The following is a 24748-nucleotide window of genomic DNA, read 5'->3' on the forward strand; positions in this document are numbered from 1 at the left end:
AGGCGGCCATCTTTTGATCTTGAAAAATCGCAGCCTCGTTTCACTCGACAGCTGCTACAAAAGATCGCATGCGTGCACAATCGGGCCATTCGAATAAGAGTGCGACCCATGCTGATCGACGAAGAGTTGACCCTGAAAAAACTCGAGGTGTTCCTCGCCTTCATGCGCACCGGCAATCTGGCGCGGGCCGCTGCCGAGTTGCAGACCAGCAACGTCAGCGTGCACCGCGCCATTCACTCCCTGGAAAGCGCCCTGCGCTGCCCGTTGTTCAAACACGAAGGCCGCAACCTGACGCCACTGGAAAGCGCATACGTGCTGGAAGAACGGGCGCAGAAACTGATTCAGGACGTGGTCGAAACCGTGCGCCTGACGCGCGAAGCCGCCGGGTTCTCGGCTGAACGTTTCAAGCTCGGCTCGTTGTACTCACTGACCGTCAAGACCGTGCCGCAGCTGATAATGGGCCTGAAGATCCGCCGCAGCGAACTCAATATCGACTTGATCCTGGGCTCGAATTTCGACCTGTTGTACAAGCTCAAGAACATGGAGGTTGACGCGATCCTCGTGTCGCTGGACGACAGCGTCAACGACCCCGATTGCGCGCAGATCCCGCTATTTTCCGACGACATCTTCCTGGCGACGCCGGCGGATTCGAAATTTGCCCAACGGAGCGAAGTTGATCTGGCCGAAGTGCGCGACGAGACCTTTATTACCCTGACCCAAGGCTTCGCCACCCACCAGGACGGTAATCGGGTGTTCAAGCAGGCGGGGTTCGAGCCGAAGGTGGCGATGCAGGTCAACGACATCTTCACCCTGCTGAGCATGGTCAGCTCGGGGGTGGGTTATGCGTTGCTGCCGGGGAGGATTGCGGCGGTGTATGAGAACCGGGTGAAGCTGATTCCGTTGCAGGAACGGTATCGGTTGCAGCAGCACATCGGGGTGGTGTTCTTGAAGGCCAAGGAGCGGGATCCGAATTTGCTGGCGTTGTTGGCGGAGTGCCGGATGTATGCCAATCGGCAAGCCTGAAACCGCGTCGCGCCTTTCGCGAGCAAGCCCGCTCCCACAGGGGGAATGCATTCCAAAATGTGGGAGCGGGCTCGCTCGCGAAGGCGTCGCAATAGTCAGCAAGGATCTGGCAGGCTACCCCACAATCCCGCGAACAATGAAGTACAACAACGAAGGCCCGAGCAGGCACCCAAGCCCGGTGTGAAACGTCGCCGTCAGCGCGCCATAAGGCACCAGCCGCCGATCCGTCGCCGCCAACCCGGCCGTCACGCCGCTGACGGTCCCGGCCAGACCGCCAAACACCATCGCCGAACGCGGGTTATCCAGCCCCATCCACTTCGCCGCCATGGGCGTGCCGACCATCACCAGAATCGCCTTGATCAGCCCGGTGGCAATCGACAACGCGACCACATCCGAACTGGCGCCAATGGCCGCACCGGTCACTGGTCCGACGATGTACGTCACCGCCCCTGCGCCGATAGTGGTCATGCTCACCGCATCCCGATAACCAAATGCCCAGGCGATGCTTGCCCCGACAATGAACGGCAGAATCGTGCCCAGCAGCAGCGCGATCGCGCCGACCAACCCGGCCTTTTTCGCTTCGGTGGCTTGCACCTCGAACGCCGTGGCAACAATGGCAAAGTCCCGCAGCATGGCGCCGCCCATCAAGCCGATGCCGGAGAACAACGATAGATCCGCCAGGCCTTTTTGCCCGCCAGTCATGGTGCCACCGACCCAGGCCAGCACCAGGCCGATGACGATGGCAATCGCCGAGCCGTGAATCCGCCCGTAGGTCAGGCGTTTGGACAACACCACCGACACCCACATGATGATGCCGACGAACGCGAACGCGGTCACCAGGCCGTTATTGGCCAGGCCTTTTTCGATGAGTTCCCACATGTCAGCGACCTCCTACTGGCGTGCCGAGCGGGGTCACTTCCGCCGGTTCATCGGGCAAGGGTTCGCCTTTGTGAGTCCGGCTGATCAGGGCAATGGTGCAGCCGCAAATCACCACCGAGCCGATGGCCGCCAACACCGCCACCGGGCCGCCATGCAGTGCCGTCACCACGTTCTGTTGCGCGGCCATCGCGACCACGACCGGAATGTACATGGCCCCCCAGAAGCCGACGCCCATTTCACAATCCTTGGTCATGCCGCCGCGCTTTTGCATCCACAACCGCGCGCAGATCAACAGGATCATTGCGATCCCGACACCGCCAACGTTTGATTTCACACCCAGCAATACGCCAAGCGCGTCCCCCATGATCACCCCTGCCAGCGTACAGATCGCCAACAGCGCCACACCGTAAATAATCATTGTTGTTATCCTCAAAGTGCATCGTCGAATGTTGTTTTTGTTGTTCGAAGGCCTGAGTCAGTGGTCTAGGGTTGGCGGCTTCCCTCCTCACGCAACAGCGCTTGCAAGGTGTCCAGGCGAGCACCGTCGAAAGCAATCACGGTGCCCTGCTCGAACACCCGGCGCGCCAGCCCGGTCAGCACCGCGCCGGGCGGCAGTTCGATCTGTAGACGTACGCCGCGCTCGTAGGCGCTTTGTACCGTGCCGCGCCAATCGACAACGCGGCACATGTTGAAAGCCAGGTCGTCGCGCAAGGCTTCAATGTTGATGATGGGCCGGGCGCGGCTGCCGCTGAGGTAGCCCAACGCTGGCGTTTTCAGCTGCACCTTGGCGAACGCTTCGGCCAGGGTTTTAGCGGGGGCATCCAATAAAGGACAGTGCGACGGCACGCTGACGGCCAGACGTTTGGCCAGCCCTGCCCCGCAACCTTTCGCCAGATCGGCCACTGCTTTCATCGCCGCATCGCTGCCGGCAATCACCACTTGGTTATCGGCGTTGATGTTGGCCAGGTAAACCGGCGTGTCGGCGCTGTGAATCTGCGCCAGCAATCCTTCCACTGTGGACAAGTCGAGGCCGATGATCGCGGTCATGCCGTAGCCTTGTGGATAAGCCTGCTGCATCAGCTCGCCGCGCAGGCTGACCAGATGTAGCGCGTCAGTGAAGCTCAAGACACCAGCAACCACCGCCGCCGGATAGGCACCGATGGACAATCCCGCCACATAATCCGGGACGATTGATAGCTGGCGCGAAGCCGCCACACCGGCGATCAGCAGGCAAAGCTGAACCGCCCTTGTCGTCTTCAACGCCTCGGCCGAATCCAGCAGCAAGGCATCCTCGCCCAGCACTGCACTCGCCTCGATCACCGTTTCGCGAGGCAAGCGGTGGAGCATGCCCGACTGCTGCGCGCCCTGGCCGGGGAACACCAGCAAGCTGCTCACGCTGCTTGCTCCAGAGGGTTCCACGGATCGGTTACCAGGCAGGCTTCACTGGCATTTTTCAGCAATACCCGACGCGCGGAGCTGGCCCATTCGCGCAGAGCGACGGCGCCGAATGGCGTCTGCAACTGCATGTCCACCTGGCACACGGCAGTGTCCAGAATCCTCACCAGTTCCTGCGCCTGAGCTCGCTCCAGCGGTTGCAATGTACGCAGGATCAAATCGAGGTCGCTGCCCTCGTGCAAACCGACAAACCCGCTGGCCAACTCGAACCCGGCGCTGCCGCTGACGCCCCATACCCAACCGCAGGCATCGAGCATCGGCCGCAGTTGATTGAGGGCGTGCACGGCGGGCAAATCACGATTGATCAAGACATGACACAGCGCTTCCGGTGCGACCCGACGGGAAACCGCATCGGCCGCCATCACCGTGGCATAACGCTGTTCACGCAAGCGCCCGCGCACGCCGACCGCGACCTGGCCCGGCGCACTCAACGCACGTCGAACCACCACCGGTTGACCCGCGCTGATCGACTCGATCACCCACCCGGGCGCGTCCACAGGCAACTGCTCCGGGGTCATCCCCCAAAGCAGGTCGTGGGCCAGAAACGTGTTCACCACTGTTCTCTCAACAGCTGGCGAACCTTGCTTGATGCTGCGCGATTGGTTGCGCCCAAACGGCTGTTCAGATCGCGACCGCTTACAGCAACATCGCCAATCGCCTGGTTCAGGCATTCAGTCACTCGCGCCAGATCGGCCGCCGTCGGCTGTTCGATTTGTTCGACCGACAAGGTTTCCCACAGCAAACCCAGGCTGGCATAACTGTCGATGTCATACGCCATCGGCGGCACGCTGGCGGCCAGTGCTTCAAGCTCTTCAACGCTGCGCAAGGTGACCCGCGCCGCTGATGCCTTGCCCATCGCGTGCACCATCACGCCCGGATCGCGCAGGGCGATCAGCCGGTTGGCCTGATACCCGTGAGCCAGGAATGCTCCGGACATCGCCTTGCCCACCAGCAAACCGATCACTGCGTGGCCGGCCAAACGGGCGCGGGCATAACTGTCCGCCGCACCGGCCAGCGCCTGATGAATGCCGAGCGCTTCTTCGCGTCGACCATAGGCTTGGCTCGGTACATCGACGATGGCGATCAAGGCACGCTTGTGCGATTTATCGGCGTCAGCGGCAATGGCTTCATCCACAGCCTTGGCCAGGCCCCAACCTTCCAGCAATCCGACTTCACCGTTGCGAGCGCGAACGAATCGGTTATCGGGATCCGCCACCACGGCGATAAACCGGACCGGTTGGCCGCCCAACACACCGTCAGCGACTTTCAACGACGCTGGCAAACCCTCGACCGGTTTCGCGCCGGCACTCAAGGCGTTAAACCAGTTCAAACCTCGCAATGAATAGGTGCTCATGAGCGCGCTCCTTGATACAGATCGCGAACCGTGGCCGGCTCGATTTGCGGCTCCGCGTCCAGTCGGGCCAGCCGTTGCAGAAACAGGTCGGCCTGACGGCTGCGTTGTTGCGCCGGCAAACCCTGGTGGAGTAATTCGCTGATCTGCTGCTGAATCAACGCCACGTCGTCGGCGACAAAACGGTCCACCAGGCCACTGGCAAAACGTTGCTCGCCACCGGTCAGGCTCCAGATGAAGGGCCGGTCGCGGGAGTCATATTCCTCAAGCCCGGCTTCCTGTTCGATCACTTGCGGACCGTTCAGGCCAAGCCGCGCTTCCTGGGTCACCAGCAAATAGCTGCACAATCCGGCAGCAATCGACATCCCGCCAAAACAACCCACACTGCCGGCCACGACGCCAATGACGGGTTGGTACTGGCGCAGATCGACGATCGCCGCATGAACATCGGCAATCGCCGCCAGCCCGAGGTTGGCTTCCTGCAAGCGCACACCACCGGTTTCCAGCAGCAACACGGCGCGGGTAGGAATGCCATTGCGGTTATCTTCAGCGGCCAGTTCCAGCGCGCCGGCCATCTTCGCGCCGCCGACTTCGCCAAGGCTGCCGCCCTGAAACGAACCTTCGATAGCGGCGATGACCACAGGTAAACCGCCGATGCTGCCCTTGGCGATCACTACGCCGTCATCGGCCTGCGGCACCACGCCTTGGCGTGACAGCCATGGCGACATGACGCGCTGAAAGGGGTCGAGCAATTCGCGGAAGGTGCCGGCGTCGAGCAAGGCTTTCGCCCGTTGCCGCGCGCCGAGCTCGATGAAGCTGCGTCTTTGCAGGTATGGCTGGAGGAGATCAGTCATGGCCAATCTCCTCAAAGCCTTGCTCCAGTCGCAAGCGCACCACACCTGGCGTGGCGCCGAAGTCGTGGATATCAATCGCCATCGCCGGCGGCGTCTGGCCGTCGAACATTCGTGCAAACAGATGCTGCCAGCGTTGTTCGGCGCCGTTGACCGAGGTCTGCACCTTGATCGTCAGCTTGCCGGCCTGACCTGGTTCGATCAGCACTTCCAGATCGCCCGAGCCGACACAGCCCACCAGCGTCCGGCCCCGGGGCGGCTGCCCGGCGGGGAATTCAAAGGATAAGGTTTCCATCAGAAAGCTCCGGACTCGATACGGTCGATAAACAGGCTGGCGGCGAGCAAGTCGGCAGCGCCACCGGGCGAGGCATTCAACGCGATTAATTGTTCATCCAGCTCATGCAAGCGACGACGGCCGCCGAGGCTGGCACTGCCACCCGCGTCGAGTACGGCTTGGGCGCCACGTTGCATCGTTTGCAGGCCCTCGTCTCCGGCGCGGTAGAGCACGCAGGTGTCGGCCAGGTCGGTCATGATCGCCAGCAGCGCATCGAGCCGGGCGTTCTGTTCGCCATGGCCGGCGATGCGGCTGCGCTTGAGTTGTGGCAGTGCACGCTGAGTCACTGCCGGAAAACCAAGTTGCGCTTCCTCACGGGCACCGCGTGCGCCGTAACGTTGGGTGACTTGAGCGCCGTGACTAAGCGGACGTGGCGCGTAGCGATCATCGAGCAACGCCAGGCCTGCGGCGCGCAACGCGACAGCACTGGCGCCGGTCGATTCAGGTTCCAGCGCAGCAGCGGCCACCAACAGGCCCAAGGCCCAGATGGCCCCGCGATGGGTGTTCACGCCCCCGGTGGTGACGAGCATGGCTTGCTCCCCTTCCCGGCCAATCCGCCCGACCGCTTCACGCAGCGGTAAACCGACTTCGCCCATTTCGATGGCCGCTTCTGCCATTTCCTTGAACGCCGGCCATAGCGCCAGCGCCGAAGCGTGCATCAGCCCAAGGTGCAAATCGGTGTGCGCGCCGTTACCGCGACGGTCGACCAATGCCGGTTTCGGCGAAAGGTCCGCTTCGTCGATCAGAGCGTCCACTGCCAGGTCCGCCAGCCGTTCGGCCAGGGTCAGTGTTTTCGGTTGCAGGTTGAATGCGTGCATTACCAACTCCTGAACTTGGCGGGCGGGTTGTAGAGGCCACCGGACCACTCGACCAGATCGGCCACACTTTTGGCGGCGAGCAATTCGCGGGTGGCGTCGGTGCGGCGAATGCCGAGGTCTTCGGGCAAGGCGATCAGGCCTTCGCGACGCATGCGCGCGGTGTCTTTCGGGTTGTGGCGCAGGCCAATAACGGTCACGCCCGCGACGGCGGCGATCATCGCTTGACGCTCTTCCAGCGACCGCGCCTTGTACAAATAGGCGATGCCTTCTTCGGTCAACAGGTGGGTGACGTCGTCGCCGTAGATCATGATCGGCGCCAGCGGCATGCCGCTTTTGCGTGCGACTTCCACCGCGTCGAGGGTTTCGACGAAGGTCGGTTTACCGCCCTCCTGGAACGTCTCGACCATTTGCACCACCAGTTTCTTGCCGCGTTCGAGCATCGGTTCGGCCGAGTCGGTGTGGCGCATGTCGAGCCAGGCCGGCGTGCCATGACGGCGGCCGCGCGGATCGTGGCCCATGTTCGGCGCGCCGCCGAAACCGGCCAGGCGACCGCGGGTCACGGTAGAAGAATGACCGTCGCCGTCGACTTGCAGGGTGGCACCGATAAACAGATCCACCGCGTATTGCCCGGCGAGTTGGCTGTACATCCGGTTCGAGCGCAGGGACCCGTCGCGCCCGGTGAAGAACACATCGGGCCGCGCGGCGATGTAGTTTTCCATGCCCAGTTCGGTGCCGAAACAATGCACGCTTTCGACCCAACCGCTTTCGATGGCCGGGATCAATGTCGGGTGTGGATTGAGGGTCCAGTTACGGCAAATCTTGCCTTTGAGGCCGAGGGATTCGCCGTAGGTCGGCAGGATCAATTCGATGGCGGCGGTGTTGAAACCGATGCCGTGGTTCAAGGACTGCACGTTGTGCTTTTCGTAGATCCCGCGGATCGCCATCATCGCCATCAGCACGTGCACAGGCTTGATGTGGCGTGGGTCGCGGGTGAACAGCGGCTCGATGTAGAACGGCTTGTCGGCCACCACCACGAAATCGACCCACGAGGCCGGGATATCGACGCGGGGCAGGTCAGTGACATCGTCCACCAACTGGTTGACCTGAACGATGACGATGCCGTCGCTGAACGCCGCCGGTTCGATCAATGCAGGCGTGTCTTCGGTGCTGGGGCCGGTGTAGATGTTGCCGGCGCGGTCGGCCATGAAACCGGCCGAGAGTACGACGTTGGGAATCAGGTCTACCACCAGCCGTGCGTAGAGTTCGATGTAGGTGTGGATCGCGCCGATTTCCAGCAAACCGTCTTCGAGCAACTGGCTGATGCGCAGGCTTTGGGTGCCGGCGAAAGAGAAGTCGAGCTTGCGGGCGATGCCGCGTTCAAACAGGTCCAGATGCTCGGAGCGTCCGACGCTGGGCATGATCATGTGCAGGTCGTGCAGCTTGGCGGGATCGGCCTTGGCCAGGGAGCGGGAGAGGAAATCCGCCTGCTTCTGGTTGTTGCCCTCCAACACCACACGGTCGCCGGGCAGAATCAACGCTTCCAGTGCCGCAACGATGTTGTCGGTGGGCAGGACCACACCGTCGGCCAAGCCCTTGACCAACGCCAGACGCCGCTGCTTTTCGCTGCGCCGCCGCGTCCATCGCGAGTCGGGGGATATTGTTGTTGTCATGACCACTCCACGGGTTCGCTGTCGTGGGGGTCACCTTAGGAGGGTTGGGTGGGGGGTATCAATCAAGCAGAGTGGTGGATTGTTACGGTCAGGGTAATGGTTGGCCGAGCGGACGCCTTCGCGGGCAAGCCCGCTCCCACAGGTATTGTGGTCGACACACATCCTGGGTAGTGCACAGACCCTGTGGGAGCGGGCTTGCTCGCGAAGGGGCCAGAACAATCACCACAGTTTTCATTGACCGAGCACTACAGCCCAGTCATCTGCTCCTGCACCCTAATCAGAAGCTGCGCAGTGCTTTCCAACAGCTGCGCCAACAACGCCGGATCTTCATCCATGTAGCCTTCATACTCCGCCACGTTTCGTCGTTCATGACACAAGGCAAATAGCCGAACCTGCACCTTGCCAATATCAGCGGTATGAACCAGACACTGAAACACTAGATATCGCTTGTCCGAACGGTAGCCACACAAGCGAAGCGCCGTTAGTGCAAGGGCATGGGCAGCGTTGTAAGCCAGGTCGAATCGGCTTGCGAACGAAAGTGAAGTGGCTTGCGCATCCTTCAAGCGATCCACAGCCGAACGCATCAACCCTTCACACTCCTTGCGATCCGGCGGCTCGGCTTTCAGTCCACCGCTACGTAACAGGTTCTCCAGGTTTTCGTTGCTGCCCATCCTTGGACTCCAAAGGGTTTTCCCCCATCAGATTGATCTTGTCCTGCTGCGCTACCCGCACGACAAAACTGTTTTCAGCCGCCAGTTTTGCGGCCCAGTCGTCGGGGGTGTAGAGCGTCGGGTTGAGGACGCGGCCCAGTTGCTCCTCCAGAGGCATCAGCCGCTCCATCACTTCACTGTAGTGCAGGCCTTCGCCGATCAGCATGAGATCAATGTCACTGGATGCGTTTGCCTGATCCTTGGCGATAGAGCCGTACACAAATGCCCAGGTGATCTGTTCGGCAAAGAGTTGCAGCGCTTGGCGCAGGGGCTCGGCGATACCAAAGGTTTTGCGGGCGATGCCCAACAGTTCGGCATAGATCGGGCATTGCGGATTAGCTTGATAGTGGGTCTGGTTGCCTTGGCGGGTCAGGGTCAGCACGCCTGCCTGCTGCAACCGATCCAGTTCACGCATGAGGCTGCCTTTGCCGATTTGAGCCCAGCGGGCGATCTCATTGGCGTAAAAACTTCGGTCGGGTTTGCCGAACAACAAGCCCAGCACTTTTTGCTGGGTGGTGGTGAACAAGGCTTCGCTGAGGGAAAGGTTTTTCACAGTGACAATCGAAGAGTCCCAAAAAGGGAACGATAGGTCCCTTTTTGGGAATCTTCAACCCTTGCAAGCCAATTGTGGATTTGTGTTTAAAAGTTGCAGCGCAGGAAGGGTGAGCGGCTACGCAGTCTGACGTCGCTGCCTACAGCAATGCCGGAACCCACTGACTGGTGCGCTTTTGCGGGGATCTTTATTGTTTGGGTGTCGCTGCAAATTCAGCGATCGGGCCTGGAAACCCGAGGTGTAGATAACGCAAAAGCGCCTTTCTTAACGTATGCTTGTGCACCTTTATTGTGTGCACTCCGTTATGGCGGTTGTGCGCGGGAGACCTAGTGTCTGCCGGGTTATCCGCACCCCGGGTTTCCAGCCCGCGTACAGCTGCCACCCCTTCGCCTGGAAATCGAATGGCGCAGCTGAAACTCTTTACGCGGAGCTTCACTATGTTCAAAGCTACTCCCAACCCCCCGGAATCCGGCACTGACGCCGAATCATCCCTCGAAGCCGAAAAACTCAAGGAAGCCGCCGACCGCGTCTTCGCCCACTACTTCTCCCCGGCTGACGAAAAACCAGCCAAGCCCCGCAAATACCAGCTCTTCACCGTCGCCCCCGACATCGGTACCGAAGCTCTTCTGGCCAATGCTTCCGAAGACCTGCTGTCCATCAGCGCCATCGCGGCGGATCTGGCGGACGGTGTGGAAGGCTCACGCCGCTCGGTAGCCTTGGCGCTCAGCCGAATGGCCGATGGCGTGCAGTTGTTGGTGGAGCGGGCGCTGGATAACCATGAGGCGTTGGCTCAGGCCAAGGTTTAGCAGTCAGGTTTGTGTGAACTGAAGGCCGCCTTCGCGAGCAAGCCCGCTCCCACATTGGAATGCATTTCAAATGTGGGAGCGGGCTTGCTCGCGAAGGGGCCAGTGCAATCACAGCAAAATCGGGATCAGTCGGCCAGCCCGGCACTCACCAGCAACTCCTCCAACGCCAACAAATCCGGCACCTTCGCCACTTGCTCCCCCACCTGCACCGCCGCCTGCTCCAGCGCGCACAACGGCACATCCACATAACTCAACTGACTGTCGAGCTTGTACGACCGTGGAATCCCCTGTACCAGCAGCGCAATGAACTTCAGCTCTGGCCGGCCACCGAGCGCGTTGAGAATCACAATCCGCGCCCGTTCACCAATGACGATTTTATCGCCACACGCCGACTCAAAACTCAGCAACGGAATCTGCCGCTCGCGCCACTGCACCAACCCCAGGTACCAAGGCGGCGTATCGAGATCGAACGCCGCTGGCTGATAGTCGATCAGCTCCGCGACCGCCACATTGGGCAGGATCAGGTTGCGGTCAGCCAAGGGCAGCAGCAGCCCGGTGAGGTTGCTGGTGCGGTGTTCAAGCATGGGATTTGCTCCACAAGGCGATGCTTTCGAGCAGCACCGATTCCTGGTACGGCTTGCCGAGGTAGTCGTTGACGCCGATGGCCATGGCGCGGTCGCGGTGTTTCTGGCCGGTGCGCGAGGTGATCATGATGATCGGCAGGTGCTGCAAACGTTCGTCACTGCGCACTTGGGTGGCGACTTCGAAACCGTCCATGCGTGGCATCTCGATGTCCAGCAGCATTACGTCCGGCATGTGCTCTTCGAGCAGCAACATGGCGTCGACCCCATCCTTGGCGGTCAGCACGCTCATGCCGTGGCGTTCGAGCAAACGGCTGGTGACCTTGCGCACGGTGACCGAGTCGTCGACCACCATCACCAACAATGGCTTATGCGGTTCAATTTCCACGTCCTGGGTCGCGCTACGCTGTGGCACTCGGGCCTGCATCGCGCGAATCGGCGCGAGCAAGTCGAGAATCAGCACCACTCGACCGTCACCCAGGATCGTCGCGCCGGACAAGCCCTGCACCGACGCAAATTGCGGCCCGAGGCTCTTGACCACGATCTCCCGGGTACCGGCCATGGAATCGACCTGCACCGCGATGTGCCGCTCATTGCATTGCACCAGCAAGACCGGCAGCGGCAGGCTCTGGCCCAATAGTTTCGGGCGGGGGCTGGTTTTCAGCAATTCGCCGAGGTAGCACAGCTCATAGTGTTGCCCGGCGTATTTGTAGGTCGGCGGATCGAGCCGGTAATGCCCTTCGAGTTCGTTGGGCAACACGCGAACGATGCCGTCGATGGTGTTCAGCGGGATCGCGTATTGATCGTCGAGGCACTGCACCATCAGCGCCCGATTGACCGACACGGTGAACGGCAGGCGAATCCGGAAGTGCACGCCCTGCCCCGGCACGGAGTCGATGCTCATCGTGCCGCCCAGTTGCCGGACCTCTTCGTGAACCACGTCCATGCCCACGCCACGCCCGGAAATCTGGGTGATTTTCTCGGCGGTGGAGAACCCCGGCTGCAGGATGAATTGCAGCACGTCGCGGTCACTGATGTCGCTGCTGGGGTCAAGCAAGCCACGCTTGATCGCCTTGCGCCGCACCGCTTCCAGCGGCACGCCGGCACCGTCGTCGCGGATGTCGAAAATGATGTCGCCGCCCTCTCGCGACAGGTCTAGCGTGATACGGCCCTGAGCCGGTTTGCCCGCTGCGATTCGCGCCTCGGACGACTCCAGGCCATGGTCGACGGCATTGCGCAGCATGTGCTCCAGCGGCGCCGCCATGCGTTCGAGAACGTTGCGGTCCATCTCGCCTTCGGCGTTGCCAACGACGAACTCCACATCCTTGCCCAGTTCGCTGGAGACCTGACGCACGATGCGCTTCAAGCGCGGCAGCATCCGCTCGAACGGCACCATCCGCGTGCGCATCAGGCCTTCCTGCAATTCAGTGTTGATACGGCCCTGCTGTTGCAGCAGGTTTTCCGCGTCCTGATTACGTCGATCGAGGGTTTCCTTGAGGTCGAGCAAGTCGGAGGCGGACTCGAACAGCGCCCGTGACAGTTGCTGCAACTGCGAGTGACGATCCATTTCCAGCGGATCAAATTCTTCGTAGCCCAGGCGTTCGGCGTCGACGTGCTGACGGCTGAGAATCCGCCCTTGGGTTTCCGTGTCGAGGCGGCGCAATTGGTCGCGCATGCGCTCGATGGTGGTTTCCATCTCGCTCAGCGCCACTTGGGCATCGTTGACCTGCTGTTCGATCCGGCCACGGAAAATAGAGGTTTCGCCAGCCAGGTTCACCAGATCGTCGAGCAGTTCGGCCGATACTTTGACCATGTCGGCAGCGGCATCGGGTGGCGGCGCAGGCATCTCGATTTTTGGCGCTGTGGGCACCGACGTCGGCGCGTCTGGCACCGATGGGTGACTGAAATTCTTGATCGCGTCGATCAGCCGATCGGCCGGCGGCAATGGCTGCCCGGCGCGGGTCGCGTCGAGCATTTGCGCCAATCGGTCATGGCTGCTTTGCAGCAACGCGAACAACGCCGCCGTGGGTTGCAGCACACCAGCGGACAAGCCTTCGTAGAGAAACTCCAGCTCATGAGCCAGGTCGCCAATCGGGGCAATTTCGACCATCCGCGCCCCACCCTTGAGGGTGTGCAAATCGCGCAGCAGGGTTTCCACCTCCTGACGATTCGACGGCTCAGCCTGCCAGCGCACCAGCGCCGCCCCCGAGTTTTCGATGATGTCGAAACCTTCTTCGAGGAAGATGTCCAGCAGTTCAGGATCGTGGCCCGGTGAATCGTTGACCGGCGCGGGCTCAGCCACTTCGGCAGTGCTGGCGTTGCCCTGGCGGAATTCGCGAATGGTCTCGATCAGGTCGGTCGGGGCGCCCAGGGCTTGCTGGTTCTGCAACTGTTCGAGCAGCACCGCGAGGCGGTCGTGACTCTCTTGCAGCAACTTCGCCAGCGCTTCGCTGTAGTTGTAACGGCGATCCACCAGCCCTTCATAAAGGCTTTCCAGCTCATGGGCCAGATCACCGACGGGTTCGATCTCGGCCATCCGCGCGCCGCCCTTGAGGGTGTGCAAATCGCGCTGCAAGGACAACAGCGGCGCGCCGTTGTCCGGGTCATTCAGCCAGCGCTGCAAGGCCTGGCCGGCGCTTTCGAGGATATCCACCGCTTCTTCGAGGAAGATTGAAACGATCTCATCGTCCAGCTCGCTCCCGCGATCCCCTGTAGGAGCTGGCTTGCCTGCGATGGGCGTTAACGATGACGTGTTTTCAATGGATGAACTCGGTGCCTGTGAGTTTTTCGCGAGCGAGCTCGCTCCTACAGGGGACCGCGCCAGCTCGGCGGTGGCATCGCCCAACTCCCGAATGCTCAGGGTGCGGCTGCCGTCGCTGCGAATCAGGCCCATGGCCGACGGGTCAAGGCTTTCATCAAGCAAGCCGCGCAAGGCCCGGACCCGTTCCGGCTGCGGGCTGACTTCCTGGCCTGCGGCCAGTTCGTCGAGCATGTTGATCAGCGCTTCATGGGCACTTTGCGCCTCATGGAAAAACGCCTCGCTGACCGCCAGGCTGCTTTCCTCCACCGCGCCATACAGGTCGAGCAAGGCTTCGCACAGTTCGTCCACCGGATGCAGATCGGCCAAGTGTGCGCCTTCGCCAAGGGTGGTCAATTCGTCCAGCAGCGCGCTGAGTTCCTGACGCTCACCGGGATGTTGCTGCCAGCGCTGCAACAGGTTTTCCGCGTCCAGCAGGATGTCCATGCCTTGGGCGAGGAAGTTATTGATCAACTGCGGATCGCGTTTGATGCGCAGCCCAGTGTTTGGCGCGTTCAAGAGCGTTTGCAGACGCTCGGCCAGCAACGCCTTGGTGCGCTCGATCAATGAACGGGCACCCGCAATCTCCGCTAACGGATCAGCCTTGAGCTGTCGCAGCCCGAGGCGAAACAAGCCTTCGGCTTCAAGCAGCAGTTCGACTTCGTCGAGATCCAGTGCCAGCAAATGCGCCTTGTACTCGCGGGCGAGTTGATCCAGCGGCGTTGCGATCTCGGCGATCGGCAACACGCCGGCCATGGAGGCGCTGCCCTTGAGCGTATGCAATGCCCGTTGCAGCTCATCGCTGGCCTGCAGCGGAACATGCTCGGCAGCCTGGTCGAGGAAGCGATTGAGGCTGGCGAGATGGGTTTCGGCTTCTTTGCGAAAGATCTCCAGCAACAGCGGATCAAGCGCTGCCACATCCTGCGTATCTTCATCGCTAACTGGCGTATCGCCCTTGGCGAGGGCATGCGCGTGGGCCGCCAGTTGGTCGACATCGTTGCGTTGGCGCTGGGCATTGGCGGCGAATTCGTCCACCAGTTCCGGCAGCAGGTTCAGCGCATCGACCAGTAGTTGCTGCACCGCAGGACCGGGGGCAACGCTGTGTTCAAGCACCCGGTTGAGCAGGTTTTCCACAGCCCACGCCAACTCGCCAAGCACCAGCGCCCGCACCATCCGGCCACTGCCCTTGAGCGTGTGGAAGGCCCGGCGCAGTTCACTCAGGGCAGGTTTATCGTTGGTGTTGACCGACCAGCGCGGCAGGTATTCGCGGAGAATATCCAGGACTTCGTCGGTTTCTTCGAGGAAGACTTCCCGTAGCTCGTCGTCCACCGGCTCCTCGCCCAATGGGGGTGGCAACAGGCTGCCCGGCGTGATCAATGCAGGCGGGTTCAGCGCAGACACGGGACTGGCCAACACATCCGCCAGGGTCTGGACGACTTGCGGGTCGTCCAGTTCCTGAAGGTCCTGCATGACCTGCGCTTCACTCGCGCTGAGCACGTCCTCAAGTACCGGGACGTGGTGTTCCCTGGGAAAGAAACCAAGCGACGCCAGACCCTTCTCTGCAACATCGAGCAGCGTTTCACCGGGCGCTTCGGGGTCGTCGCTGAGGCGCTCCAGGTAATACTCGATGCTGGTAATGACGTCGGCCAGGTTGTCCAGTTCCTGCCAGCCTGGCTGGTCGGGGTCCAATAGCAGATGCTCGCGAATGAAGTGGTTGCAGGTTTCGATCAGGCTCGCCGCGCGACTCAACGGAATCATCGCCAGCGCGCCACGTACCTGGGTCAGCAGCGCAGGCAATGGCAGCAAATGCAGGCGGTCCCAATCGGCGTCGATGTAGTCGACGATCATGTCCTTGGCCTGCTGCAGGCAAATCCGTGCCTCGCGAATCACAATCTGATGAATCTGGGTCAGGTCGGTGGTGGGCAGGCGGCTGTCTTCCTGGCTTTCCGGCTCCACGGTGCCGACCATGCCGGCCAGCGTCGCTTCGACGTAGAGTAAGGCTCCGGCGACGTCCATCAGGATCGCGTCGTTGGGCTCGCGCTGGCCTTGAGCGAGGCTCAGGACCACCGCCAATTGATCGATGATGACCTTGCGCGGTTGACCAAAACCCAGCACCGCCAGGGTGTCGGCGATTTGCCGCAAGGGCGCCAGCAGGCTGTCGAGGTCCGAGGTGTGTTGTCGGTCGCTGCGCACGAACAAGTCCAGGCGCTCCTTGACCCGCACCAGTTCTTCACACAGCGCGGCCAGCACCGAACGCATGGCGTCGCGGTCCGGGCCGGCCAGTCGTGCGCGTTCTTCGTCGAGCATTGCGCTGTCAGGCAACGCGTCGTCCAGTCCGTAGCGATCTTTCATGGTCAGCATCTGCCCGGTGGGATGTTCGGCCTTGGCAATGTAAAACAGCAAACTTTTCAGTAATTCGGGTGGCGCCGGCTGATTGATGCCGGCCATGCCTTGTTCGAGCAGGCGCTTGAGTTCTTTGTCAGCATCCTTGAACAGGCTGCGCAGCGCCGGGCTGTTGGCAATCGCGCCGCCGCGCATGCCTTCGACCAGCGCCGATGCCACTTGCCACAACGGGCTCAGGGGCGCGGTGCCGCACAGCCCTTCAAGGCGCGCGAAGACCTTGGCCAGGTAATCGAGATTGGTGTCGTTATCCTGCTCGCGCAGGAATCCGACCAGGGCCATTTGCAACATCTGCCGCGACTTGCGCAGGACGCCGGGTAAATCCGCCGGTTCCAGTAGCGCCAGCGACTCTTCGTCCAGCGGTGGAAGATCCGGCAGTTGCGGGCTGAACAGGCTGGTTTCCGATAACAGACTTTCACCACGGGCGCTGCGCAGATCGTTGATCAGCGGCAACACCACCAGCGGTAAATCACGGCGCGCGCCTTGCACCCGATCGAGGTAGATCGGTAGCTGCCCAAGGCTTTGCAACAACAGATGAATCGCTTCGTCGCGATGACTCACACGGTTCTGGTGCAAGGCCGTGGCCAGCTGTTCCATCTCTTCGGCGAGCAGGGCCGCGCCGTAGAACTCAACCATCTGCAAACTGCCATGAACCTGATGGATGCACGCCAGGCAATCGCTCAGCGCGTGCGTCGCCTGCGGGTCATCCAGCAGGGTTTCGATGGCTTGATGAGCCAGCTTCAGCGTTTCGGCAATCTCGCCCTTGACCCATTCGAGGGCCACATAGTCGTGCCGATCACCCATAACCACTCCAAATCCCCACAGCAATCAAGAACCCTGCGCCCGCAAGCGGTTCACACTTTATCCACAGCCTGCGACTTGGCCGCCGGCAAGGTGAAGCCGGACACCGAGCGCCGCAGTTGACTGGCCATTTTCGCCAGGTTGCCAATGCTCTCGGCGGTGGCGGTGGAACCAGACGAGGTTTGCGAGGTGATCTGCTGGATCACGTTCATCGTCAGGGAAATCTGACCGGCCGAAGACGTCTGCTGCTGGGCGGCGTTGGAAATGCTCTGGATCAGTGCCGCCAGGGTTTTCGATACGCCTTCGATTTCTTCCAGGGCCACTCCGGCATCCTGCGCCAGACGGGCACCGCGCACCACTTCGGTGGTGGTCTGTTCCATGGAAATCACCGCTTCATTGGTATCAGTCTGGATCGCCCTGACCAGGGTTTCAATCTGCCGCGTGGCGGCGGACGAACGCTCGGCCAGCCGCTGTACTTCGTCGGCCACGACGGCAAAACCGCGCCCGGCGTCGCCGGCCATGGACGCCTGGATCGCCGCGTTGAGCGCGAGAATGTTGGTCTGATCGGCAATGTCATCGATCAGGCTGACAATGTCGCCGATTTCCTGAGAAGACTCGCCCAAACGCTTGATGCGCTTGGCGGTGTCCTGAATTTGCTCGCGGATATTGTCCATGCCGTGGATGGTGTTGTGCACCACCTCGTTGCCTTTGTTGGCGATTTCCACCGAGCGCTCGGCCACGGCCGAGGATTCGGCGGCGTTGGCCGAGACCTGGTCGATGGACTGGGCCATGTCGTTGATCGCGGTAGAGGCTTCGCTGATCTGTTGCGCCTGATGTTCAGAGGCCTGCGCCAGGTGCATGGCGGTGGCCTGGGTTTCTTGCACGGCTGCGGCCACTTGGCCGGCGGTGAGGTTGATGGTCGCCACCAGGTCGCGCAACTGGTCCACGGAATAGTTGATCGAGTCGGCGATGGTCCCGGTGAAGTCTTCGGTCACTGAGGCCGTCACCGTCAGGTCGCCGTCCGCCAGGTCTTCGATCTCGTCGAGCAGGCGCATGATCGCATTCTGGTTACGCTCGTTTTTCTCGGCGGTTTCGCGCAATTGCCGGTTGGTTTCGCGAACCATGACCAGTCCGATCAGGATGATCGACATCAGCGCCAGCAAGCCCAGCACATAACCGCCAATGGTGTCGGTGTTACGCCCGCCGGCGAGGTTTTCGAAACCGCTGGCCAGGTGCGAGGCTTCGTCGAGCAGGGTTTGCGACAAGGTGAAAATGTTGCTGGCCGATTCACGGACCTTGAACAACTCTGGCGACGTTTCGAGGATTTCATCCACCGAGCCTGAAACGAATTCGAACAGTTCGGAAATCTCGGTCAACCGGGCGCGTGCATCGCGGTCCTCGACCTGACTGATTTTGAGCGCCGGATTGCCCTGCAGCATGCCATTGAGCACCTGGCCGAAACGCGCTGCGTCGCGACCGAAAGCGTCGGCAGCCTGTTGCGAACTTTCGTCGCCGGACAACACGGCATTCACCGCACCCAGGATGCGCTCGGCCAACAGCGACTGGCGCTGGGCCACCGCGACCTGGGCCGCTGGTGCGCCGCGTTGCAACAGGATTTCGACGACTTTTTCATACTCGACCTGCAATTGCGGCACGGTTTCGGCCAGGGTCGCGGCGACCTGATGCAGCGACAGGACGGTCTGTTCGCTAGAGAGAATGGCATCGGTGTTTTTCAGCAAGCGTTCCCAATCCAGCTGCACGGCGCGCATTTCCGGGCGCACCGTGGACGGCGCCGGTGGCAGGCCCGTCGTCGGATCGCCCTTCTTCAGGTAACCCCAACGCTGGGCAAAGTCATTGCGCGCATCGCTCAGCAACTTGAACGCCGCTGACTTGCCGGCGGCGGCTTCGGTGGCGTTTTTGGCGATGCGCTGGGACAGCACGCGCAGCTCGCCGGCGTGGCCGATGTACTGTTTGTCGTACGTGGCTTGGGTGTTGAGGTAAGCGAAATTGGCGAACAGCAGCATGATGAAGACGATCAGCGCGATGAACAGCACGATGATCTGCGAGCGGCTGCGCGATCCTTCTGGCTTGCCTGTTTTTGCTTTTATCATCGGTCCTCGCCTGTTTACCACATCTATGAAGCCTGCCAAGAACCCTCGTAGGAGCGAGCTTGCTCGCGATGGTGTGTCAGCTACATTGATGTCGACTGACACACCATCGCGAGCAAGCTCGCTCCTACAAAGGGTCCGCGTTTACAGTGCTACATTCATGAAGCCCTGGGAATGTACCAACGCAAACGGGCTGAACACCTGCCAATTCTGCACGCCCGCAAACCGGCCTTTGATGAACGGTGCAATCGGGCCGATCAAGCTATCGACCGGTGCAAGGCTGTCCTGGGCAAAGTGCTGCAGGCCGAAGACTTCGTCGACCATCAACCCGGCAAACACGTCGTTATGCTCGATGACCAGGACTCGCCGTTGCTTGCGCAGGGTCGACGGATCATGGCCAGGCTCTTGACCGGAAAAGAAGCCGCACAGCTCCATGATCGGCAGCAACCGCCCGCGCAAGTTGGCCACCCCCTTGACCCAGGGCTTCACCCCAGGCAGTTGAGTAAACCGCGGCTCATGCAGGACTTCGCTGACTTCCCCCATCGGCGCGACATACCAATGCTCGCCCAGGCGAAAACCGATGCCGCTCCAGCTGTCCTGCCGTGTCGGCTGCGACGGCAAATCCGCCGCCAGCAGACGGCAACGCTGGTCGATCTGCAGCAGCAGCTCGAAGGCGGTCAGCGACTCGGTCATGGCCGGACGATCAACCGGCCAGTACGTTGTTCAGGGTTTTGATCAGCGTCTCTTCATCGACGGGTTTGGTCAGGTAATCCTTGGCGCCCTGGCGCGTACCCCAGACCTTGTCGGTTTCCTGATCCTTGGTGGTGATGATGATCACCGGGATGTGCCCGGTTTCCGGGTCTTTGGTCAGTTGACGGGTCGCCTGGAAACCGTTGAGGCCGGGCATCACGATGTCCATCAGCACCGCGTCGGGCTTTTCCTGGCGGGCCAGAGCCACGCCGTCGGCACCGTTTTCGGCTTTCAACACTTCATGACCGTGCTTTTCCAGCATGCCGGTCAGTTTGTACATTTCGGTCGGCGAATCATCGACGATCAGAATACGTGCCATGTTCTTCCCCATTCTTGTCGACACCGGGCCCGCTGGCCGAGCGTCACTGTGCGTGTCCTACTGCGGCAAAACGGCGGCGAAGCCCGGTACATGGGCCTGGATCGCGTTCAGCAGCTCTTCCTTGCTGAAAGGCTTGGTCAAAAACTGGTCGGAGCCGACGATGCGCCCCTTCGCCTTGTCGAACAGCCCGTCCTTGGACGACAGCATAATCACTGGCGTGGACTTGAACGCACTGTTGTTCTTGATTAAAGCGCAGGTCTGATAGCCATCCAGACGCGGCATCATGATGTCGACAAAGATAATGCCGGGATGATGATCGGCAATCTTGGCCAGCGCATCGAAACCATCGATGGCCGTAATGACTTCACAACCCACGTTCTTCAACAGCGTTTCGGCGGTGCGACGAATCGTCTTCGAATCATCGATCACCATGACCTTCAAGGCGCTGGAATGCTGGTCCATAAATGCTCTACCGTCGCCTTTGCGAATCAATTTGTCCGTTTACGGATCTTCGGTGGCTCGAAACCCTTGATGATCAAGGGCCAGCACGACATGGCAGCCTTTTTAGCACAGTCTCCAGCACCAATCTATCGGGCGACTGGCGCTGTGGTTTTTCCTTGACCGGGAACACACTCGGCGCCACTCTGACGCCACTTTTATACGGTCTTTCGGCCTGATCTTTTGTGGGAGCGAGCTTGCTCGCGATGATCGCCAACGATGACGCGTGCTAGCGGTATAAACGCGGTGCTCTGAAGTCCATCGCGAGCAAGCTCGCTCCTACAGGTCAACACTAGCCCCCCAAATTTCGAGGAAAAACCCATGAGCGTTCGCGTCGGGATTGTCATGGACCCCATTGCCAGCATCTCCTATAAAAAGGATAGCTCGCTGGCCATGCTGCTGGCCGCACAGAAGCGCGGCTGGGAACTGTTCTATATGGAACAGCAGGATTTGTATCAGGGCGAAGGTGAAGCACGGGCGCGGATGCGTCCGCTGAAAGTCTTCGCCAACCCGGAAAAATGGTTCGAACTGGAAGCCGAGACCGACGCGCTGTTGAGCGATCTGGATGTGATCCTGATGCGCAAGGATCCGCCGTTCGACATGGAGTTCGTGTACTCCACGTATTTGCTCGAACAAGCCGAGCGCGCCGGCGTGCTGGTGGTCAACAAGCCGCAGAGCCTGCGTGACTGCAACGAAAAGCTGTTTGCCACGCTGTTCCCGCAATGCACGCCGCCAACCGTGGTCAGCCGCCGCGCCGATGTGCTGCGTGAATTCGCCGCCAAACACGGCGATGTGATCCTCAAGCCGCTGGACGGCATGGGTGGCACGTCGATCTTCCGTCACCGCGCCGGCGACCCGAACCTGTCGGTGATTCTGGAAACCCTGACCGCGTTGGGCACCCAGCAGATCATGGGCCAGGCGTACCTGCCGGCGATCAAGGACGGCGACAAACGTATCCTGATGATCGACGGCGAGCCGGTGGATTACTGCCTGGCGCGTATTCCCGCCGCCGGCGAAACCCGTGGCAACCTCGCGGCCGGCGGCCGTGGCGAAGCGCGGCCGTTGAGCGACAAGGATCGCTGGATTGCCGCGCAAGTCGGCCCGACCCTGCGCGAGAAAGGCCTGCTGTTCGTGGGCCTGGACGTGATCGGCGAGCACCTGACGGAAATCAACGTCACCAGCCCGACCTGCATTCGCGAGATTGATAATGCGTTCGGCACTGACATTGGCGGTCTGTTGATGGATGCCATAGAGAAGAAGCTGCACGCTGTAAGCCTCAAGTCGCAAGCTTGAAGCACGCGACATACAGCTTGTCGCTTGAAACTTGTAGCTTGGAGCTAAAAACCAACATTGCGTTATCATGCCGGGCCCGTAAAAACGCGATGTTGGTTTTTTTGCCATGACACTTCCGTCCGATCTGCCCGCAGAACTCGCCCATCGTGGCGTGCGCCCGGCCGATCGCCTCGGATTTACCCTATTCCTGGCGGCGTTGGTTCACCTGGCCTTGTTGTTGGGCGTCGGCTTTACGATGGTCGAACCCAAGCAGATCACCAAAACCCTGGAAATCACCCTCGCCACCTTCAAAAGCGAAAAGAAGCCTGAGAAGGCAGACTTTCTGGCGCAAGAAAACCAGCAAGGCAGCGGCACCCTGGATAAAAAGGCGATCCCCAAGACCACCGAGGTCGCGCCTTTCCAGGACAACAAGGTGCAAAAAGTCACGCCACCGCCAGCCGCCAAGCCTGCAGTGCAAGAAGCGCCGCCCAAGGCAGCCGTGACCACCGTTGCGCCGAAGCCGAACAAAGCCCCCGCCAAAAACCAGGAACCCAAGACCGAAACCAAGCCCGCCGTGGCCGCGCCGACGTTCGACAGCTCGCAGCTGTCCAGCGACATTGCGAGCCTGGAAGCCGAACTGGCCAACGAACAACAGCTGTACGCCAAGCGCCCGCGCATCCACCGCTTGAGCGCCGCGTCGACCATGCGCGACAAGGGTGCCTGGTACAAGGATGAGTGGCGCAAGAAGGTCGAGCGGATCGGCAACCTCAATTACCCCGACGAAGCGCGGCGCCAGCAGATCTACGGCAATTTGCGCCTGATGGTCTCGATCAACAGCGACGGTTCGCTCTACGAAGTGCTGGTGCTGGAATCCTCTGGCCAACCGCTGCTCGATCAGGCTGCCCAGCGCATCGTGCGCCTGGCTGCGCCGTTTGCACCGTTTACCGGGGACCTGTCGGATGTCGACCGACTGGAAATCATCAGGACCTGGAAGTTTGCCCGTGGGGACAAGTTGTCCAGTAATTAGCCGGAAGATCAAAAGATCGCAGCCTTCGGCAGCTCCTACAGGTGCATGCATTTCCCTGTAGGAGCTGCCGCAGGCTGCGATCTTTTGATGTGCTTCGGCTTGTCAGCTCGCCCCTCCAACGCCACACTAGCGCTCATGAAGAACGTCAGCCCCAGCTACCTCAAGCATCACTTCCTGATCGCCATGCCACACATGGCCGACCCGAACTTTGCCCACACCTTGACCTACATCGTCGAGCACACGGCCAATGGTGCCATGGGGCTGGTGGTCAACCGCCCGCAAGACCTCAACCTGGCCGATATCCTTGAGCAACTGCGCCCTGACACAGAGTCGTCGGCGCTCTGCCAGCATGTGCCGATCTTCCTCGGCGGGCCGGTGCAGACTGATCGCGGCTTTGTCCTGCATCCTTCCGGGCTAAGCTATCAAGCGACCGTTGATCTGGAGGACAATTTGTCCCTGTCGACATCCCAGGATGTGCTGTTCGCCATCGCCGACGGCGTCGGCCCGGCGAAAAGCGTGATCACCCTCGGTTACGCCGGTTGGGAAGCCGGGCAACTGGAAGCCGAACTGGCACAGAACGCCTGGCTGACCTGCCCGTTCCACGCCGACATCCTGTTCAACACTAGCAGCGAGCTGCGCCTTGAAGCGGCGGCCAAACATCTGGGCGTCAACCTCAGCCTGCTCACCAGCCAGGCGGGGCACGCCTGATGGCCCTGCGCCTGATTTTGGGATTTGACTACGGCACCAAACAGATCGGCGTAGCGGTCGGCCAAGTGATTACCGGGCAGGCTCGCGAGCTGTGCACGTTGAAGGCACAAAACGGCGTTCCCGACTGGAATCAGGTCGAAGCCCTGATCAAGGAGTGGAAACCCGACGCCGTGGTGGTCGGCCTGCCCTTGAACATGGACGGCACGCCCAGCGACATGTGCTTGCGCGCCGAAAAATTCGCCCGCCGCCTCAACGGCCGCTACAACCTGCCCTTCTATACCCACGATGAGCGCCTGACCACATTCGAAGCCAAGGGCGAACGGCGTGATCGTGGCGGCCAGAAAGGCAGTTACCGCGACAATCCGGTCGACGCCATCGCTGCTGCCCTGCTGCTGCAAGGCTGGCTCGACGAAAACACTGCATTGTTCGAATCCTGAAGAGTCGTCGTTACGCCTCTCTTAGCTACAACCCGAGCCACACCCGTCATCACCCGGCTCGGGCCCAAGAAGGAGCAACCATGAGCCTGCCCAACCCCGCCGAACTGATCAGTCAGATGGCGATCCGTCTCAAGGCACACCTGGAACACCGTGGCATCAGCGAACCGCGCTACATCGGCATTCGTACCGGCGGCGTCTGGGTCGCCCAGGCGTTGCTCGATGAACTGGGCAGCGATTCGCCGCTCGGCACGCTGGACGTCTCCTTCTACCGCGACGACTTCAGCCAGAACGGCTTGCACCCGCAAGTGCGCCCGTCGGCACTGCCGTTCGAGATCGAAAGCCAGGACCTGGTGCTGATCGACGACGTGCTGATGAGCGGCCGGACGATCCGCGCCGCAATGAATGAGCTGTTCGACTATGGCCGCCCGGCCAGCGTGACGCTGGTTTGCCTGCTGGACCTGGACGCCGGCGAGTTGCCGATCCGCCCGAACGTGGTCGGAGCGACGCTGACCCTCGCCGCCCATGAGCGCGTGAAGCTCTCCGGCCCGGAGCTCAAGCTCGAACTGCAAGACCTCGCCCTTTAATTCGCCCTATTGAGAG

The 24748-nt window shown here is 61.1% G+C and carries 24 protein-coding genes; 7 read left to right on the top strand and 17 right to left on the bottom strand.

Going from position 1 to position 24748, the window contains the following annotated elements:
• Nucleotides 1-108: 108 nt before the first annotated feature.
• The gene (locus ACA052_RS27125; protein ID WP_497647553.1) at nucleotides 109-1023 is read left to right on the top strand and encodes a LysR family transcriptional regulator; all 915 of its coding nucleotides are present in this window, start codon (nucleotides 109-111) and stop codon (nucleotides 1021-1023) included.
• Between the two features lie 114 nt (nucleotides 1024-1137).
• On the opposite strand, the gene madM is transcribed toward ACA052_RS27125, so the two are convergent.
• The 11 genes from madM to ACA052_RS27180 form a co-directional block, all read right to left on the bottom strand.
• Nucleotides 1138-1902 carry a malonate transporter subunit MadM gene (gene madM, locus ACA052_RS27130; RefSeq protein ID WP_497647554.1) on the bottom strand — a complete coding sequence of 255 codons (765 nt, stop codon included), beginning with the start codon at nucleotides 1900-1902 and terminating at the stop codon, nucleotides 1138-1140.
• Nucleotide 1903: 1 nt separating this feature from the next.
• A complete protein-coding gene (gene madL, locus ACA052_RS27135; RefSeq protein ID WP_497647555.1) occupies nucleotides 1904-2320 on the bottom strand; it encodes a malonate transporter subunit MadL in 417 nt (138 codons plus the stop codon).
• 65 nt (nucleotides 2321-2385) lie between these two features.
• The gene (gene mdcH, locus ACA052_RS27140) at nucleotides 2386-3297 is read right to left on the bottom strand and encodes a malonate decarboxylase subunit epsilon (RefSeq protein WP_497647556.1); all 912 of its coding nucleotides are present in this window, start codon (nucleotides 3295-3297) and stop codon (nucleotides 2386-2388) included.
• Complete coding sequence (locus tag ACA052_RS27145) at nucleotides 3294-3914, bottom strand: malonate decarboxylase holo-ACP synthase (protein WP_497647557.1); 621 nt, start codon at nucleotides 3912-3914, stop codon at nucleotides 3294-3296. Before ACA052_RS27145 ends, mdcH begins: the two co-directional genes overlap by 4 nt.
• Nucleotides 3908-4711, bottom strand: coding sequence for a biotin-independent malonate decarboxylase subunit gamma (gene mdcE / locus ACA052_RS27150; RefSeq protein ID WP_497647558.1), 804 nt, complete (start codon nucleotides 4709-4711; stop codon nucleotides 3908-3910). Before mdcE ends, ACA052_RS27145 begins: the two co-directional genes overlap by 7 nt.
• On the bottom strand, nucleotides 4708-5562 hold the full coding sequence (locus ACA052_RS27155) for a biotin-independent malonate decarboxylase subunit beta (protein WP_497647559.1): 855 nt from the start codon (nucleotides 5560-5562) through the stop codon (nucleotides 4708-4710). Before ACA052_RS27155 ends, mdcE begins: the two co-directional genes overlap by 4 nt.
• Nucleotides 5555-5854, bottom strand: coding sequence for a malonate decarboxylase subunit delta (locus tag ACA052_RS27160; RefSeq protein ID WP_008026217.1), 300 nt, complete (start codon nucleotides 5852-5854; stop codon nucleotides 5555-5557). The genes ACA052_RS27155 and ACA052_RS27160 overlap by 8 nt, the downstream gene beginning before the upstream one ends.
• Nucleotides 5854-6711, bottom strand: a complete 858-nt coding sequence (locus ACA052_RS27165) for a triphosphoribosyl-dephospho-CoA synthase (protein ID WP_497647560.1) — start codon at nucleotides 6709-6711, stop codon at nucleotides 5854-5856. Before ACA052_RS27165 ends, ACA052_RS27160 begins: the two co-directional genes overlap by 1 nt.
• Nucleotides 6711-8381, bottom strand: a complete 1671-nt coding sequence (gene mdcA, locus ACA052_RS27170; protein ID WP_497647561.1) for a malonate decarboxylase subunit alpha — start codon at nucleotides 8379-8381, stop codon at nucleotides 6711-6713. Before mdcA ends, ACA052_RS27165 begins: the two co-directional genes overlap by 1 nt.
• Nucleotides 8382-8626: 245 nt before the next feature.
• Nucleotides 8627-9052, bottom strand: coding sequence for a hypothetical protein (locus ACA052_RS27175; protein ID WP_497647562.1), 426 nt, complete (start codon nucleotides 9050-9052; stop codon nucleotides 8627-8629).
• Complete coding sequence (locus ACA052_RS27180) at nucleotides 9015-9644, bottom strand: nucleotidyltransferase domain-containing protein (protein ID WP_497647563.1); 630 nt, start codon at nucleotides 9642-9644, stop codon at nucleotides 9015-9017. Before ACA052_RS27180 ends, ACA052_RS27175 begins: the two co-directional genes overlap by 38 nt.
• A gap of 437 nt (nucleotides 9645-10081) precedes the next feature.
• Here ACA052_RS27180 and ACA052_RS27185 point away from each other — a divergent pair, with 437 nt between their 5' ends.
• On the top strand, nucleotides 10082-10450 hold the full coding sequence (locus ACA052_RS27185; RefSeq protein WP_497647564.1) for a DUF6124 family protein: 369 nt from the start codon (nucleotides 10082-10084) through the stop codon (nucleotides 10448-10450).
• A 125-nt stretch (nucleotides 10451-10575) separates the two neighbouring features.
• Here the strand turns inward: ACA052_RS27185 and ACA052_RS27190 are convergent, their stop codons facing one another.
• The 6 genes from ACA052_RS27190 to pilG all read right to left on the bottom strand — a co-directional run bounded on the left by ACA052_RS27190 (nucleotide 10576) and on the right by pilG (nucleotide 20668).
• On the bottom strand, nucleotides 10576-11034 hold the full coding sequence (locus ACA052_RS27190) for a chemotaxis protein CheW (RefSeq protein ID WP_497647565.1): 459 nt from the start codon (nucleotides 11032-11034) through the stop codon (nucleotides 10576-10578).
• Complete coding sequence (locus tag ACA052_RS27195; RefSeq protein ID WP_497647566.1) at nucleotides 11027-17032, bottom strand: Hpt domain-containing protein; 6006 nt, start codon at nucleotides 17030-17032, stop codon at nucleotides 11027-11029. Before ACA052_RS27195 ends, ACA052_RS27190 begins: the two co-directional genes overlap by 8 nt.
• 50 nt (nucleotides 17033-17082) lie before the next feature.
• Complete coding sequence (locus tag ACA052_RS27200) at nucleotides 17083-19140, bottom strand: methyl-accepting chemotaxis protein (RefSeq protein WP_497647567.1); 2058 nt, start codon at nucleotides 19138-19140, stop codon at nucleotides 17083-17085.
• 141 nt (nucleotides 19141-19281) lie between these two features.
• The gene (locus ACA052_RS27205; RefSeq protein WP_497647568.1) at nucleotides 19282-19830 is read right to left on the bottom strand and encodes a chemotaxis protein CheW; all 549 of its coding nucleotides are present in this window, start codon (nucleotides 19828-19830) and stop codon (nucleotides 19282-19284) included.
• 10 nt (nucleotides 19831-19840) lie between these two features.
• The gene (gene pilH, locus ACA052_RS27210) at nucleotides 19841-20206 is read right to left on the bottom strand and encodes a twitching motility response regulator PilH (RefSeq protein ID WP_008068134.1); all 366 of its coding nucleotides are present in this window, start codon (nucleotides 20204-20206) and stop codon (nucleotides 19841-19843) included.
• A 57-nt stretch (nucleotides 20207-20263) separates the two neighbouring features.
• Nucleotides 20264-20668 (bottom strand): twitching motility response regulator PilG, encoded by a 405-nt coding sequence (gene pilG, locus ACA052_RS27215; protein WP_157710352.1) that lies wholly within the window; start codon nucleotides 20666-20668, stop codon nucleotides 20264-20266.
• Between the two features lie 357 nt (nucleotides 20669-21025).
• On the opposite strand from pilG, the gene gshB reads away from it, so the two are divergent.
• From gshB to pyrR, 5 genes are all read left to right on the top strand, one after another.
• Nucleotides 21026-21997, top strand: a complete 972-nt coding sequence (gene gshB, locus ACA052_RS27220) for a glutathione synthase (protein ID WP_497647569.1) — start codon at nucleotides 21026-21028, stop codon at nucleotides 21995-21997.
• A gap of 106 nt (nucleotides 21998-22103) precedes the next feature.
• Nucleotides 22104-23003, top strand: a complete 900-nt coding sequence (locus tag ACA052_RS27225; RefSeq protein ID WP_497647570.1) for an energy transducer TonB — start codon at nucleotides 22104-22106, stop codon at nucleotides 23001-23003.
• 135 nt (nucleotides 23004-23138) lie between these two features.
• Nucleotides 23139-23711, top strand: a complete 573-nt coding sequence (locus tag ACA052_RS27230) for a YqgE/AlgH family protein (protein WP_497647571.1) — start codon at nucleotides 23139-23141, stop codon at nucleotides 23709-23711.
• Nucleotides 23711-24148 (top strand): Holliday junction resolvase RuvX, encoded by a 438-nt coding sequence (ruvX, locus tag ACA052_RS27235; RefSeq protein ID WP_003195067.1) that lies wholly within the window; start codon nucleotides 23711-23713, stop codon nucleotides 24146-24148. The genes ACA052_RS27230 and ruvX overlap by 1 nt, the downstream gene beginning before the upstream one ends.
• Nucleotides 24149-24228: 80 nt before the next feature.
• Nucleotides 24229-24732, top strand: coding sequence for a bifunctional pyr operon transcriptional regulator/uracil phosphoribosyltransferase PyrR (gene pyrR / locus ACA052_RS27240; protein WP_497647572.1), 504 nt, complete (start codon nucleotides 24229-24231; stop codon nucleotides 24730-24732).
• Nucleotides 24733-24748 lie beyond the last annotated feature (16 nt).

It is taken from the genome of Pseudomonas sp. LBUM1644, assembly GCF_059716195.1.